This window comes from Parafrigoribacterium soli, from assembly GCF_040227235.1.
Taxonomy (GTDB): domain Bacteria; phylum Actinomycetota; class Actinomycetes; order Actinomycetales; family Microbacteriaceae; genus Parafrigoribacterium_A; species Parafrigoribacterium_A soli.
Genome location: NZ_JBELNZ010000004.1, coordinates 394,481 through 409,389 on the forward strand (window position 1 = coordinate 394,481; position 14,909 = coordinate 409,389).

The following is a 14,909-nucleotide window of genomic DNA, read 5'->3' on the forward strand; positions in this document are numbered from 1 at the left end:
CATCCGGTGCGATCGGGGTGATCCGACCTGATTCAGAATGTTAGCGCTCACAATTGGTACGCACAACAGCGGATTATTACGGTGTGGTAACGCCGGTTTATCGCGGTTCTTGGCAGGTTACGCCAGATTGTTAGCGCTATCAATGGTTTAAGCCAGGATGGCCCGGTCGCTCACGCGACCGGGCCATCCTTGGGGCGGGCGAGCTACTTGGTCGAGCTCGCCCCCCTGCGCTTGTTGAAGACGTCGAACGCCACGGCCGCCAGGAGCACGAGGCCCTTGATCAGCTGCTGGTATTCGGTGCCGACGCCGAGGATCGACATGCCGTTGTTGAGGATACCGATGATGAGACCACCGATGATGGCGCCAGAGATCGTGCCAATACCACCCGTGATGGCCGCGCCACCGACGAAGACGGCGGCGATGGCGTCGAGTTCGAAGCCGTCACCGGCCTTCGGGTTCGCGAGGTTCAGCTGCGCTGTGAAAACGAGTCCGGCGAGAGCCGAAAGCACGCCCATGTTGATGAACAGCTGGAAACTGACCCGCTTGGTCTTCACGCCAGACAGCGCCGCCGCGTTGGCGTTGCCGCCCAGTGCGTAGATGTGCCTGCCCCAGACGGTATTCGCCATGACGGCCGAGTAACCCACCGTGAGCACTCCGAGCACGACGAGCACGATCGGCGTGCCACGGTATCCGGCCAGCAGGTACGCGACGAGCAGGATCAGCCCCACGGTGAAAGCGAGCTTCAGCACGAACCAGGTCAGCGGCTCGTCTTCCACCTCATACTTCTTGCGGGCAAGACGCTGGCGAACACCCTGCACGATGAGCGCGACGGCGGCGACGATACCGATGATCACCGTCAGCGGTTCGAGCGTGCTCGTTCCACCACCGAGGTCGGGCAGGAAGCCGGAACCGAGCGCGCGGAAGGAATCCGGGAAGGGCGAGATCTGCTGGTTCTGCAGCGTGATCTGCGTGAGGCCACGGAACAGGAGCATGCCGGCGAGCGTGACGATGAACGACGGTATTTCGAAGTAGGCGATCCAGAAGCCCTGGAACATGCCCACGAGTGCGCCGAGGATGAGGCACAGCACGATGGTGGCGAACCACGGGATGTGCCACTGGGTGATCATCACTCCCGACATGGCGCCGATGAAGGCCACAACGCTGCCGACGGAGAGGTCGATGTGACCGGCGATGATCACCATCACCATGCCGACCGCCAGGATCAGGATGTAGCTGTTCTGGATGACCAGGTTCGAGACGTTGATCGGCTTCAGCGTGATGCCACCTGTGGCAACCTGGAAAAAGACCACCAGGGCGATGAGCGCGATGAAGAGGCCAATCTGACGTAACTGGCCGGTGAGGTAATTGAGTGTTGCTTTGAACGGGCTCATCGGTGATCCAGTTCCCTTTCCTTGGTCATGAATTTCATCAGGTGTTCCGCGGTGGCCTCGCTGCGAGGCACGTCCGCCGTGATGCGACCCTCCGAGAGGGTGTAGATGCGATCGCAGATACCGAGCAGTTCCGGCAGTTCGGAGGAGATGACGATGACGCCCTTGCCCTCATCCGCGAGTTGGTTGATGATGCCGTAGATCTCGTACTTGGCGCCGACGTCGATGCCGCGAGTGGGCTCATCCAGAATGAGCACATCGGGGTTCGAGTACATCCACTTCGAGAGCACAACCTTCTGCTGGTTGCCTCCGGAGAGCTTGCCGGCGAGAGCAGCCACCGTCGGTGACTTGATGTTCATGCTCGTGCGGTAGCCCTCCGCGACGCGGCGCTCCTTGTTGCTGTCCACCCAGCCGCGCGCGGCGAGCTTCTGCAGCGATGCCGCGGAGATGTTCCTCGTGATGTCTTCGATCAGGTTGAGGCCGTAGCGCTTGCGATCCTCGGTGGCATACGCGATGCCGTTATCGATCGCGGCGCTCACCGTGTTCGTGTGGATCTCCACGCCGCGCTTATAGATCTTTCCGGTGATGTTGTGGCCGTAGCTGTGGCCGAACACGCTCATCGCGAGCTCGGTGCGGCCGGCACCCATGAGCCCCGCGATGCCCACGATCTCACCGGCGTGAACGGTGAGGTTCGCCTCCTTGACCACCTGCCGCGAGCGGTCGAGCGGGTGATACACCGTCCAGTCCTCGATGCGAAGGAGCTCGTCGCCGATCTTCGGCTCGTGGGCCGGATAGCGGTTGCCGAGTTCGCGACCGACCATCCCCTTGATGATGCGGCCTTCGCTGACGTCGTCCGCGACCATGTCGAGCGTCTCGATCGGCTTGCCGTCACGGATGATCGTCACCTCATCCGCGATCGCCTTGATCTCGTTGAGCTTGTGACTGATGATGATCGACGTGATGCCCTGGGCCTGCAGCTGCTTGATCAGGTCGAGCAGATGGGCAGAGTCCTCGTCGTTGAGCGCCGCGGTCGGCTCATCGAGGATGAGCAGCTTCACCTCCTTGGAGAGCGCCTTGGCGATCTCCACGAGCTGCTGCTTGCCCACGCCGATGTCCATGATCTTGGTGATCGGGTTATCGCGCAGACCGACGCGGTCGAGCAGCTTGCTCGCCTCGAGGTTGGTGCGATTCCAGTCGATCCAGCCCTTGGCCTGCTGTTCGTTGCCGAGGAAGATGTTCTCGGCGATCGACAGATAGGGGCTGAGCGCGAGCTCCTGGTGGATGATGACGATTCCGGCCGCTTCGGAGTCGTTGATGTTCTTGAACGCTACGGGCTCGCCCTCGAAGAGGATCTCGCCCTCGAAGGTGCCTGCCGGGTAGACCCCCGAGAGCACCTTCATGAGTGTTGACTTGCCCGCTCCGTTCTCGCCGCAGATGGCGTGAACGTGTCCGCGTTTGACCTCGAGCGAGACATCCTGGAGCGCCTTGACGCCCGGAAAAGTCTTCGTGATGTTGCGCATCTCGAGAATGGTTTCTGACACTGTGTATCTTCTTCCGTCGCTGTGAAGAAAGGACGACGCAGTGGCGGCGGAACGAATCCGCCGCCACTGCGCGGTGCTAGATCGAACCTACTTGAGGTCCGACTCCTTGTAGTAGCCACTGTCGATCAGAACCGACTTGTAGTTGTCCTTGGTGACCACGGTGGGCTGGAACAGGAAGGTCGGGACGATCTTGACCTTGTTGTTGTAGCTCTTCGTGTCGTTCACCTCGGGCTTCTTGCCCTTCAGGATGTCGTCGGCCATCTTGACGGCCTCCTTGCCGAGCTTGCGCGTGTCCTTGTAGATCGTCGAGTACTGCTGACCCGCGATGATCGACTTCACGGATGCCGCCTCAGCGTCCTGGCCGGTGATGATCGGCAGGGCGTCGGTGGCGTAACCCGCGCCGGTGAGGGCGGAGATGATACCGATCGACAGGCCGTCATACGGCGACAGGATGCCCTGAACCTTCGCGCCATCCGAGTAGGTGCTCGCGATGAGGTTCTGCATGCGCTTCTGAGCCGTGGCCGGGTCCCATCGCAGCGTTGCGATCTGCGTGAAACCGGTCTGGCCGCTCTTCACGACGAGGGTGCCGTCGTTGATGAAGGGCTTCAGGGTGTCCATCGCACCGTTGTAGAAGAACGTGGCGTTGTTGTCGTCGGGGCTACCGGCGAACAGCTCAACGTTGAACGGACCCTTCTTGTCGGTCTTCTTGCCGTCAGCATCGAGCACACCGAGACCGGTGAGCAGGCTCGTCGCCTGGTCTACACCGACCTTGTAGTTGTCGAAGGTCGTGTAGTAGTCGACGTTCTTGTTGCCGTTGATCAGGCGGTCATACGCGATGACCTTGATGCCCGCCTTGGCAGCGTTGTCGAGCTGGTCGCTCAGCGCGGTTCCATCGATCGACGCGATGATCAGGACCTTGGCGCCCTTGGTGATCATGTTGCTGATCTGCTGAACCTGCTGCGGGATCTTGTCATCGCCGTACTCGAGGTCGACCTTGTAGCCGAGCTTCTCGAGGTCGGCCTTGACTGCGTCGCCGTCCTTGATCCAACGCTCGGAGGTCTTCGTCGGCATCGCGACGCCGACGAGTGCGCCCTTGTTGTTGGTCGCGCCGGTGTCGCTGCTGCCGCCACGGCCGCCGCCGGAGCAGGCAGCCATCGTTGCGATGACCGCGCCCGCGGTCAGGACCGCGAGTAGTGCTTTCTTATTCACTGTGTTTCCTTTCGGTTTTTCTATGGACATCGTTGTCAGGAGTGGTGCGAAGCGGGACGCGGCTCGTCCATGAAGACCGCGTCTCCTCCCGGCAGCGCGTTGATCGCGACCGTCGGTGAGTGTGGGGCGCGCCCGGCGGTGAGCATCAGATGCCCTGTGCCAAGCGATAGTACGCGGCATTCCAGCGCACCTCGCGCTGGAAACCGCGAACAGTGGTGTCCTCGTCGATCACGAGCAACTCGGTGCGCGCGATGTCGGCGAAGTCTTCGAAGGCCTCGATACCCACGGCCGTCGACATGACGGTGTGGTGGGCGGCGCCGGCCGTGAGCCAGGCGGTCGCGCTCGTGGCGAAATCGGGTGCCGGCTTCCACAGGGCGCGGGCGACCGGGAGCTTCGGCAGCGGCTGCGGCAGGTCGACGACCTCGACCACATTGGCGGTGAGGCGGAAGCGGTCGCGCATGTCGCTGAGGGCGGCGACGACGGCGGGGCCTGCATCCGTGTCGAAGACCAGGCGCACCGGGTCTTCCCTGCCGCCGATGCCGAGCGGGTGCACCTCGAGGCGCGGCTTCGACGTCGTGAGCGACGGGCACACCTCGAGCATGTGGGCGCCGAGGATCGTCTCGTTGCCCGGGACCATGTCGTAGGTGTAGTCCTCCATGAGGGATGCGCCGCCGGGGAGCCCCGCGCCCATCACCTTGGCCGCGCGCACGAGCACCGCGGTCTTCCAGTCACCTTCCGCCCCGAAGCCGTAGCCGTCGGCCATGAGCCGCTGCACGGCGAGGCCGGGGAGTTGGCGGAGCGCGCCGAGGTCTTCGAAGGTTGTGGTGAATGCTCCGAAGTCGCCCGCCTCGAGGAAGGAGCGGAGCCCCAGCTCGATGCGGGCGCCGTAGCGCAGGGAGTCCGCTCGCTCGGCGCCGGGGTGAAGCTCTGGCGCGACGTCGTAGAGGTCCAGGTATTCGGCGACCAGGGCATCCGTGTCTGCGTCGCTCGCGGCGTCTACGGCCTCGGCGAGCTCGTTCACGCCCCAGGTGTTGACGCTCACCCCGAAGCGCAGCTCGGCCTCGGTCTTGTCACCCTCGGTCACGGCGACGTAGCGCATGTTGTCGCCGAAGCGGGCGAGCTTGAGCGAACGCACGGCGTTCCATCCGGATGCGGCGCGCGACCAGGTGCCGATCTGCGCGGTGACCGCGGGGTTCGAGACGTGGCCGACGACGGTCTTGCGCGCGACGTTCAGGCGCGTCTGGATGTAGCCGAACTCGCGGTCACCGTGCGCCGCCTGGTTGAGGTTCATGAAGTCGAAGTCGATCTCCGCCCAGGGCAGCTCGACGTTGGCCTGCGTGTGCAGGTGCAGGAGCGGCTTCTGCAGCGCGTCGAGGCCGGAGATCCACATCTTCGCGGGGCTGAAGGTGTGCATCCACGCGATCACGCCGACGACGTTGTCCGCGCTGTTGGCGTCGAGCATTGCGCGGCGAATCGAGTCGGAGTCCTTGAGCACCGGCTTCCAGACCACGGTGACCGGGATGTCCGAGGCCGCCTGCAGTCCGCGAACGACCTCCTGCGACTGCTCGGCGACCTGGCGCAGCGTCTCCTCGCCGTAGAGGTTCTGGCTTCCGGTGAGGAACCAGACCTCGTTGTTCGCGAGGTTCGGGACGATGCTGCGGCTCACTTCTGGTCTCCTTCTGCCGGGCGCCCTGCTGCGGGCTGCCCATAGACGTTCTGGTAGCGATCGAACAGGGAGTCGATCGAGGGCTGGGGGATCGGGATGATCTCGCCGAGTTGCCGGGCGATGTGGACCGTGCGCGCCACATCCTCGGCCATGACCGCGGCCTTGACCGCGTCGCGGGCGTTCTTGCCGATCGTGAAGACGCCGTGGTTCTGCATGAGCACCGCGCGGGAGCGGTGGCCGCTGAGGGTCTGCACGATGCCGCGACCGATCGAGTCGTCACCGATGATCGCGAACGGACCGACCGGGATGTCTCCCCCGAATTCGTCTGCCATGGCGGTGATGACGCACGGGATGGCCTCGCCGCGCGCCGCCCAGGCCGTGGCGTAGGTGGAATGGGTGTGCACCACTCCCCCGACCTCGGGCATGGAGCGGTACACGTAGGCGTGCGCCGCCGTGTCGCTCGACGGAGCGTGGTCGCCCTCGATCACGGTGCCGTCGAGGTCGCAGAGGATCATGTTCTCGGGCGTGAGCTCGTCGTAGTCGACACCGCTCGGCTTGATCACGAAGAGGTCTGCGCCCGGCACGCGACCGGAGATGTTGCCGCCCGTCCAGACGACCAGTTCGTAGCGCACGAGCTGCTCGTGCAGCTTCGCCACATCCCGTCGAACGGCCAGGATGGCGTCGTTCAGCGCGGTCATGCTGCACTCCCCTCGGAGTTCGCAGCGGCGGGAGCGAGCGCCTCGCGCCGAAGTGCCTTGAGCCGGTGCATCACGTCGTTGCCGCCGCGACCGAAGTAGTCGTGCAGGGTCGCGTACTCCGCGTAGAGCAGGTCGTAGGCATCCGCCCTGGTTGCGTCGGGCGTGTAGACGCCGCGGTTGAGCTTGCCCATGGCGTTGCCCGCGGCGAGCACGTCGGGGTAGGCGCCAGCGGCGACGGCCGCATGGATCGCGGAGCCGAGCGCCGGCCCCTGATCGCTGCCGATCGTGGAGATCGGCATCCGCAGCACGTCGGAGTAGACCTGCATCAGGAACGGGTTCTTGATGAGGCCGCCGGCCGCGATGAACTCGGTGACGGGAATGCCGCTCGCGTTGAACGTCTCGACGATCTCGCGCGTGCCGAATGCCGTGGCCTCGAAGAGCGCGCGATAGATGTCTTCCGGCCGCGTCGTGAGGGTCGTACCCAGCACAACGCCGCTGAGCTCGTGGTCGACGAGCACCGAGCGGTTGCCGCTCTGCCAGTCGAGGGCGATGAGCCCGTGAGCACCGACCGGCTGGTCCTTCGAGAGTTCGGTGAGGTACTCGTGGATGCTGATCTCGCGACGCTCCGCCTCCTGGCGGTACTCGCCCGGCACCTGGTTGTGCACGTACCACGCGAAGATGTCGCCGACGCCGGACTGGCCGGCCTCGTATCCGTAGAGCCCCGAGACGATGCCGCCATCCACGACGCCGCACATGCCGGGCACCTCGGCGAGCCGATCGCTGTTCATCACGTGGCAGGTGGAGGTGCCCATGATCGCGAGCATCTGGCCGGGCTCGACGGCGCGGGCCGCGGGGGCGCAGACGTGAGCGTCGACGTTGCCGACCGACACGGCGATGCCCTCGGGCAGGCCGGTCCAGGCCGCTGCCTCGGCAGTGAGCGTTCCCGCGGCGGCGCCGAGCTGGCCGATCTCGTGGGCGACCTTATCGATGGCGAAACGGGCGAACTCGGGGTTGAGCGCGGCCAGGAACTCCTCGGACGGATACTCGCCATCCTGCAGGATGCCCTTGTAGCCCGCGGTACACGCGTTGCGTACGTAGCGACCGGTGAGCTGCCAGACGATCCAGTCGGCAGCCTCGAGCCAGTGATCCATGCGCTCGTAGAGCTCGGGGTCCTCCTCGAGCAACTGCAGTCCCTTGGCGAATTCCCACTCGCTCGAGATGAGCCCGCCATAGCGCGGCAGCCAGGACTCGCCGCGCTGGGCGGCGAGCTCATTGATGCGATCGGCCTGGCGCTGCGCGGAGTGGTGCTTCCAGAGCTTGACGTAGGCGTGAGGCCGATCGGCGTACTCGGGCAGCTCGTTCAGTGGTGTGCCGTCGGCGACCACGGGCATGGGCGTGCTGGCCGTGAAATCAGTGCCGATGCCGATGACCTGGGCGGGGTCGATGCCCGCGCGGCGCACCGCCTCCGGTACCGCGTTCTTCAGCACGTCGACGTAGTCAGAGGGAACCTGCAGCGCCCAGTCCGGCGGGAGTGCCGCGCCCGTCTCAGCGAGCACCGAATCCATCACGGCGTGCGGGTATTCGAAGGTCGCGGTACCGAGTTCGGCGCCGTCTGACACTCGCACGACGAGTGCCCGGCCGGAGAGCGTTCCGTAGTCGACGCCGATCACAAATCGGTCGTCTGGCCGGGCGGATGCGCTGGGCTGCACTACGGGACTCCTTCGTCAGGCAGGGGGTGCGCCCAGAATTGTGAGCGCTAACAATTTTCGCAGGTTTCATGGTACCACCAGAGGCCCCTCGGCCGCCTCTTCGTACCCCTTCTGACACCCTCGTCCCCCTCTTCGCACCGCCCATCGGAACCCCATTCGCCGAGCGTGCCCGGCAGAGTGCGAGGCGGGGACACAGAGAAGGCCGGCCCCGACTCTCGTCGGAACCGGCCTTCGCTTGAGGTGCTACTACTTGGTGAGCGGCTCGAGCGTCGGGTCGTTGGCGTACGACTCGGCTGCGTTCTCCTTGGTCACCAGCTGCGGCGGCAGCAGGTAGGTCGGAACAACCTTCACACCGTTGTTGTAATCGGTGGAGTTGGTCTCCGGCTTGGTGCCCTTCTGCAGGTCAGACGCCATCTGGATGGCGTGCTTGACGAGCGCACGGGTGTCCTTGTTGATGGTGGAGTACTGGATGCCAGCCATGATCGACTTGACCGACTCAACCTCGGAGTCCTGACCGGTCACGACCGGCACAGGCTTGTTGGCGCTCTGCACCGAGGTGATGATGGCGCGAGCCAGGGTGTCGTTCGGGGAGAGGACGCCGTCGAGCTCGGTGGATCCGTAGCTGCTGGTGAGCAGGTTGTCCATGCGGCTCTGTGCGTTCTCCGGCTTCCAGCCCGCGGTAGCGGTCTGCTTGATGTCGGTCTGGCCAGAGACCACCTTGAGCGTTCCGTCGTCGATCTTCGGCTGGAGGACCTTCATCGCGCCCTTGAAGAAGACGGGAGCGTTGGCGTCATCCGAAGAACCGGAGAAAAGCTCGATGTTGAAGTTCTTCTTGTCCGGGAACTTCTTCTTCATGCCGTCGAGCAGGGCCTGGCCCTGGAGCTCGCCGACCTTCTCGTTGTCGTACGCGACGTAGTAGTCGACGTCCTTGGTGTTCAGGATGAGTCGGTCATACGCGATGACGACCGCGCCCGCGTCGTGAGCGGCCTTGACCTGGGTGCCGAGCTGGCCACCGTCGGCAGCGCCGATGATGATGACCTTGGCGCCCTTGGTGACCATCGACTGGATCTGGCCCTGCTGGTCGGCAACGGTGCTCGAAGCGCCCGCGTACTGCACGTCGCTCTTGAACCCGGCCGCGGCCAGACCGTCGGTGAACAGCTTGCCCGCGAGGACCCAGTTCTCCGAGGTCTTCGACGGCAGGGCGACGCCGACGAGGGCATCCTTGGCAAACCCGGCAGCGTCGCCGGACTTGCCCGTGTTGCCGGCGTCGCGGGTGGAGCAGCCGGAGAGCGCCATGAGCGCAACCGCGGCGATCGCCGTGGTGGTAATAGCGAGTTTTCGCATATCAATCACTTTCTGTTGTTGTGGTGGTATTGCAGGGTGAACCGATGCAGTTACTGCTGGCGGGTGGACTCCGATGGAGTCAGGTCTGCGGAGCTGCCCGTGGTCGGTGCGACCGCCGGCGGCTCGGTGGTGCCCTCGTCGAGCTTGCGGCGGCGGGTGAGCATGCCGATGAAAGACGGCCTGCCCTGGCTCTTGTTGTAGACGTCGACGGAGACGGCGATCAGCAGCACGAGGCCCTTGATGATCTGCACCTTGTCGATGCCGACACCCATCAGCTGCAAGCCGTTGTTGAGCACGGCCATGACGAGACCACCGATGATCGACCCGGCAACGGTTCCGATGCCGCCGAAGATCGCGGCACCACCGATGAACACGGCGGCGATCGCGTCGAGCTCCCAGTTGAGGCCGTCCTGTGGTCCGGATGCATTGGAGCGGGCCACGAAGATCATGCCTGCGAGCGAGGCGAGCACGCCCATGTTGACCATGAGCAGGAAGTCGACCCGGCGGGAGTTGACACCGGACAGCTTGGCCGCGGGGCGGTTTCCACCGACCGCATAGATGTGGCGCCCGAAGATCGTGTTGCGGGTGAGGAAGGAGTACAGCACGATCAACACGCCGAGAATGATGCCGGAGACGGGGAAGCTGGTCCCGACGCGACCGCCGGCAAAGCTGAGGGTGGCTGCGACGACGACGCCGACCAACACGACGAGCTTGATGGTGGTGACCCACAGCGGGATCGGCTCAGCACCGAGGGCGATCCGAGTTTTGCGCGCGCGGAACTCCCCGTAGACGATGGCGATGGCAACGAGCAATCCCAGGATGAGCGTGGGGTTGTTGTATCCGGTGTCCGGCCCGAAGTCGGGCAGATAACCGGCGCCGATGAAGGTGAAGCCGTCTGGCACGGGAATCGTGTTCGCGTTGCCGATGAACTGGTTGCCGCCGCGGAAGATGAGCATGCCGCCGAGGGTGACGATGAACGCGGGAACTCCGACAAAGGCGACCCAGAAGCCCTGCCACGCGCCGATCAGTGCACCGACGACGAGGCCGAGCACGATGGCGAGCGGCCACGGCAGGTCCCAGGACTTCATCGCGCTGGCGACGACGATTCCGCTGAATGCCGCGACCGATCCGACCGAGAGGTCGATGTGGCCCGCGATGATGAGCATCACCATGCCGATGGCGAGGATCAGGATGTAGGAATACTGACTGACCAGGTTGATCAGGTTTCCCGGCGTCAGCGTCAGGCCGTTCGTCGCGACCTGGAAGATGATGATGATGACGATCAGGGCCGCGAGGATCGTGAACTGACGGAGATTGGAACTCCCACCGCCAAAGATTTTCTTGATGTCTTTGATGCCGCTCATGCGTGTTGAACCTTCTTCTTGGCCGAGGTCATGCTCTTCATCACGAATTCCGGATCCGCTTCCGCGGCGGGAATGTCGTTGGTGATGGCACCCTCGAAAATGGTGTAAATGCGGTCAGAGATACCGAGCAGTTCGGGAAGCTCAGAGGAGATAACAATGACGCCCTTGCCCTGGGCTGCGAGCTGCTGGATGATGCCGTAGATCTCGTACTTGGCACCGACGTCGATGCCGCGGGTCGGCTCATCGAGGATCAGCAGATCCGGGTCGGTGAACATCCACTTGGCCAGGACAACCTTTTGCTGGTTTCCCCCGGACAGTGTGGACATGCCGGCCTCGACGCTCGGCGTCTTGATCCGGAGTTCCTTGCGGTAACGCTCCGCGACCAGGAACTCCTGGGAGTTGTCGACGACCTGGCTGCGCGAGATCTTCTTCAGCTTGGCCGAGACGATCGAACGCTTAATGTCATCGAGCAGGTTGAGGCCGAGCACCTTGCGGTCCTCGCTCACGTAGGCCATACCGTTGTCGATGGCCTCGGTGACGCTGCGCACCTGGATCTCTTCGCCATCCTTGATGATCTGGCCGGAGACGAAATTGCCGTATGAACGACCGAAGATACTCATGGCCAGCTCCGTGCGACCGGCGCCCATGAGCCCGGCGAAGCCGACGATCTCACCACGGCGCACGTAGAAGCTGGAGTTCTTGACGACCATGCGCTCCGCGACCTGCGGGTGCTGCACCGTCCAGTTCTTGACCTCGAAGAACACCTCGCCCAGCTTGGGACTGCGGTCCGGGAAGCGGCTCTCGAGGTTGCGACCGACCATCCCGCGGATGATCCGGTCCTCGTTAACGCCGTCGGACTTGACGTTGAGCGTCTCGATGGTCTTGCCGTCGCGCAGGATGGTGATGGAGTCCGCGATCTGCTCGATCTCGTTGAGCTTGTGCGAGATCATGATCGACGAGATGCCCTTGCCCTTGAGTCCCACGATCAGGTCGAGCAGATGCTGGGAGTCGGAGGAGTTCAGCGCGGCGGTCGGCTCGTCGAGGATGAGCAGCTTGACCGACTTGTTGAGTGCCTTCGCGATCTCGACCAGCTGCTGCTTGCCGACGCCGATATTCCGCACCAGGGTGTCCGGGTCATCCGACAGTCCCACGCGGGCGAGCAGTTCGCGAGCGCGTAGCTGTGCCTTCTTCCAGTCGATCACGCCGAACCTGCCGGGCTCGTTGCCCAAGAAGATGTTCTCGGTGATAGAGAGGTGAGGGATCAGGGCGAGTTCCTGGTGGATGATCGCGATGCCGGCGTTCTCGCTGGCACGGATGCCGTTGAAACGAACCACTTCGGACTGGTACACGATGTCGCCGTCGTAGGTCCCGTAGGGGTAGACCCCGGAGAGGACCTTCATGAGCGTGGACTTGCCCGCGCCGTTCTCACCGCAGATGGCGTGGATCTCGCCCGTCTGCACCGTCATGGACACATTGGACAGAGCCTTGACGCCGGGGAATTCCTTGGTGATCGACCTCATCTCGAGGATCGGGGGTACTGCAGGCATGTGACCTCTTCGTCAAAAATTGCGAAAGATATCGGGGTTCGATGGCGACGGCACGCGATTCGTGTGACCGTTCACATTGTGTCACCAATGCTGCCTCGCGCCCCTCACCGTGTCAAGTTGGCCTTCCTCACGGTTCGATAACGGCGACGCAACTTTCGCGCGCGACCATCCGGAAGCGCTCAGTGGGGCGCGGTCGACGCTCGCACTCGCAACAGGGGCAGTATCTGCTCGTAGTCCGTGCGGGTCTCGCCGTGCAGTTCGCCCAGCAGGATCGCGACGGCCCGGCGCCCGATCTCCGCGAAGTCCTGGCGCACGGTCGTGAGCGGCGGCCAGTAGTGCCTGGCCTCCGGGATGTCGTCGAAGCCGACCACGCTCACGTCACCCGGCACATCGAGCCCGGCCTCGCGGAAGGCGTGCAGCAGCCCGAGTGCCATCTGATCGTTCGCCGCGAAGACCGCGGTGAAGTCGCGGTAGACCACGAGTTCCCTGCCGGCCTGGTAGCCGAACTCGGCGGTCCAGTCCCCGAGGATCGGAGGGTGGGTTCTGAGGTCGGCGTCGTTGATCTCCTCGAGGAAGCCCTGCATCCGCGCCTCTGCCTCGATCCAGTCCTGTGGACCGGCGAGGTGCACGATCTCCTTGTGGCCGAGCTCGATGAGGTGGCGGGTGGCGGCGCGCGCGCCCGAGATCTGGTCGACGGAGAGACTGCGTGGGGCATCGCGGCCCGTCGAGTCGAGGGTGACGAGCGGCAGCTTCACGTCGAGTTCTTTGATCGCCTCGAAGACCTGCACCTGCGGCGAGATCACGAGAAGCCCCTCGACCGCTTGGTTCGTGAGGTACTCGAGATTCTCCCTGATCGAGTCGTAGTCGCTCGAGACGAGGCTCGTCGTGCTGATGAGGTAGCCGGCATCCCGGGCCGCGCTTTCGATCGCGCGCAGGCTCGTCGCCGGACCGTAGTGCGCCGTCTGCGCGGTCAGCACGCCGAGGGTGCGCGACCTGCTGGTGACGAGGGCCCTGGCCGCCTGATTCGGACGGTAACCGATCTCTTCGATGACCTCGAGCACGCGCTGCTTCGTGCTCGGCCGGATGCTCTCGGAGTTGTTGAGCACGCGGGACACGGTCTGGTACGACACGCCTGCGAGCCGCGCCACATCACGGATGTTCGGGGCGCGAACCCTGTCTGCTTCCATGGTGTCTGCTACCCGGCTCCGTCGGCAATGTGTACGGTCACATTAGTTGAGCACCATTATGACCTACGGCTGGCCCGGTGCGTGCCCGGCTACTTCAGGGCCTGCTGCACGTCCGCGATGAGGTCGTCGACGCCCTCGATACCCACCGAGAGCCGCACCACGTTATCTGGCACCTCGAGCGCGGTGCCGCGCACCGAGGCGTGGGTCATCTCCGAGGGGTAGCCGATGAGGGACTCGACGCCGCCGAGTGACTCGGCCAGCTGGAAGATCTCGGTCGACTGGGCAAAGTTGCGCGCGGCCTCGGCGCCACCGCGCACTGCGACAGACAGCATGCCGCCGAAGCCGCGCATCTGCCGCGCAGCGAGTTCGTGCCCGGGGTGGGTGGGCAGACCCGGGTAGTAGACGCGCTCGATCGCCGGATGCCCGACGAGCACCTCGGCGATGGCCTGCGCGTTCGAGGAGTGCCGCTCGACGCGCACGGCGAGCGTCTTGATCCCGCGCGTCGTGAGCCAGCCATCCAGCGGTGCGGAAACCGGACCAACAGCGAACTGCAGGAAGCCGACCTTGGCCGCGAGTTCGTCATCGTTCAGAATGAGGGCGCCGCCGAGCACGTCGGAGTGACCACCCAGGTACTTGGTCGTCGAGTGCACGACCACGTCCGCGCCGAAGGCCAGCGGGTTTTGCAGGTACGGCGAGGCGAAGGTGTTGTCGACGACGACGAGAGCTCCCGCCTCGTGGCCGAGTTCCGCGAGCTTGGCGATGTCCGTGATCTTGAGTAGCGGGTTGCTCGGGGTCTCCACCCACAGGATCCGTGTCTCCGGGCGGATGGCCGCGCGGACGGCATCCAGGTCCGACATCTCGACCGTGTCGAGACTTATGCCCCACGGGACATGTACCTTGCTCACGAGCCTGTGCGTTCCGCCGTAGACGTCATTGCCCATGATGATGTGGTCGCCCGGTCGCAGCACGGAGCGAAGCAGGATGTCCTCCGCCGCCAGCCCGGAGCTGAAGCTGAAGCCGTGCGCGCCGCCCTCGAGACTTGCGAGTTGCTCCTGCAGAGAATCCCGGGTGGGGTTCGCGCTGCGGGTGTACTCGTAGCCATCGCGCAAACCGCCGATGCCGTCCTGCACGAAGGTGGAGGTTTGGTAGATCGGCGGGATGATCGCGCCGGTGCGGGGGTCGAAGGCCTGGCCGGCGTGGATGGCGCGAGTGCTGAAGTCCTGCTGCTGTGACACTGAGGTTCTTTCTGTAGGTTT

At 64.4% G+C, this 14,909-nt stretch carries 11 protein-coding genes; all 11 read right to left on the reverse strand.

Going from position 1 to position 14,909, the window contains the following annotated elements; all coding sequences use genetic code 11:
* Positions 1 to 203: 203 nt before the first annotated feature.
* The 11 genes from mmsB (ABUA37_RS13100) to ABUA37_RS13150 all read right to left on the reverse strand — a co-directional run bounded on the left by mmsB (ABUA37_RS13100) (position 204) and on the right by ABUA37_RS13150 (position 14,888).
* Complete coding sequence (mmsB, locus tag ABUA37_RS13100; RefSeq protein ID WP_349899657.1) at positions 204 to 1,391, reverse strand: multiple monosaccharide ABC transporter permease; 1,188 nt, start codon at positions 1,389 to 1,391, stop codon at positions 204 to 206.
* Positions 1,388 to 2,929 carry a multiple monosaccharide ABC transporter ATP-binding protein gene (gene mmsA, locus ABUA37_RS13105; protein WP_349899658.1) on the reverse strand — a complete coding sequence of 514 codons (1,542 nt, stop codon included), beginning with the start codon at positions 2,927 to 2,929 and terminating at the stop codon, positions 1,388 to 1,390. The genes mmsB (ABUA37_RS13100) and mmsA (ABUA37_RS13105) overlap by 4 nt, the downstream gene beginning before the upstream one ends.
* An 87-nt stretch (positions 2,930 to 3,016) precedes the next feature.
* A complete protein-coding gene (gene chvE, locus ABUA37_RS13110) occupies positions 3,017 to 4,138 on the reverse strand; it encodes a multiple monosaccharide ABC transporter substrate-binding protein (RefSeq protein WP_349899660.1) in 1,122 nt (373 codons plus the stop codon).
* A 145-nt stretch (positions 4,139 to 4,283) separates the two neighbouring features.
* Entirely contained in the window at positions 4,284 to 5,792 is a 1,509-nt protein-coding gene (araA, locus tag ABUA37_RS13115) for an L-arabinose isomerase (RefSeq protein WP_407075392.1), read from the reverse strand.
* Positions 5,793 to 5,800: 8 nt separating this feature from the next.
* On the reverse strand, positions 5,801 to 6,502 hold the full coding sequence (locus ABUA37_RS13120; protein ID WP_349899662.1) for an L-ribulose-5-phosphate 4-epimerase: 702 nt from the start codon (positions 6,500 to 6,502) through the stop codon (positions 5,801 to 5,803).
* Entirely contained in the window at positions 6,499 to 8,211 is a 1,713-nt protein-coding gene (gene araB, locus ABUA37_RS13125) for a ribulokinase (protein WP_349899663.1), read from the reverse strand. Before araB ends, ABUA37_RS13120 begins: the two co-directional genes overlap by 4 nt.
* A 246-nt stretch (positions 8,212 to 8,457) precedes the next feature.
* A complete protein-coding gene (locus ABUA37_RS13130) occupies positions 8,458 to 9,555 on the reverse strand; it encodes a sugar-binding protein (RefSeq protein WP_349899664.1) in 1,098 nt (365 codons plus the stop codon).
* 50 nt (positions 9,556 to 9,605) lie between these two features.
* Complete coding sequence (mmsB, locus tag ABUA37_RS13135) at positions 9,606 to 10,919, reverse strand: multiple monosaccharide ABC transporter permease (protein ID WP_407075385.1); 1,314 nt, start codon at positions 10,917 to 10,919, stop codon at positions 9,606 to 9,608.
* Positions 10,916 to 12,466: a multiple monosaccharide ABC transporter ATP-binding protein gene (gene mmsA, locus ABUA37_RS13140; protein ID WP_349899666.1), complete on the reverse strand. Its 1,551-nt coding sequence runs from the start codon at positions 12,464 to 12,466 to the stop codon at positions 10,916 to 10,918. The genes mmsB (ABUA37_RS13135) and mmsA (ABUA37_RS13140) overlap by 4 nt, the downstream gene beginning before the upstream one ends.
* Positions 12,467 to 12,645: 179 nt before the next feature.
* A complete protein-coding gene (locus ABUA37_RS13145; protein ID WP_349899667.1) occupies positions 12,646 to 13,653 on the reverse strand; it encodes a LacI family DNA-binding transcriptional regulator in 1,008 nt (335 codons plus the stop codon).
* A gap of 89 nt (positions 13,654 to 13,742) precedes the next feature.
* Positions 13,743 to 14,888, reverse strand: coding sequence for a cystathionine gamma-synthase (locus ABUA37_RS13150; protein ID WP_349899668.1), 1,146 nt, complete (start codon positions 14,886 to 14,888; stop codon positions 13,743 to 13,745).
* Positions 14,889 to 14,909: the final 21 nt, after the last annotated feature.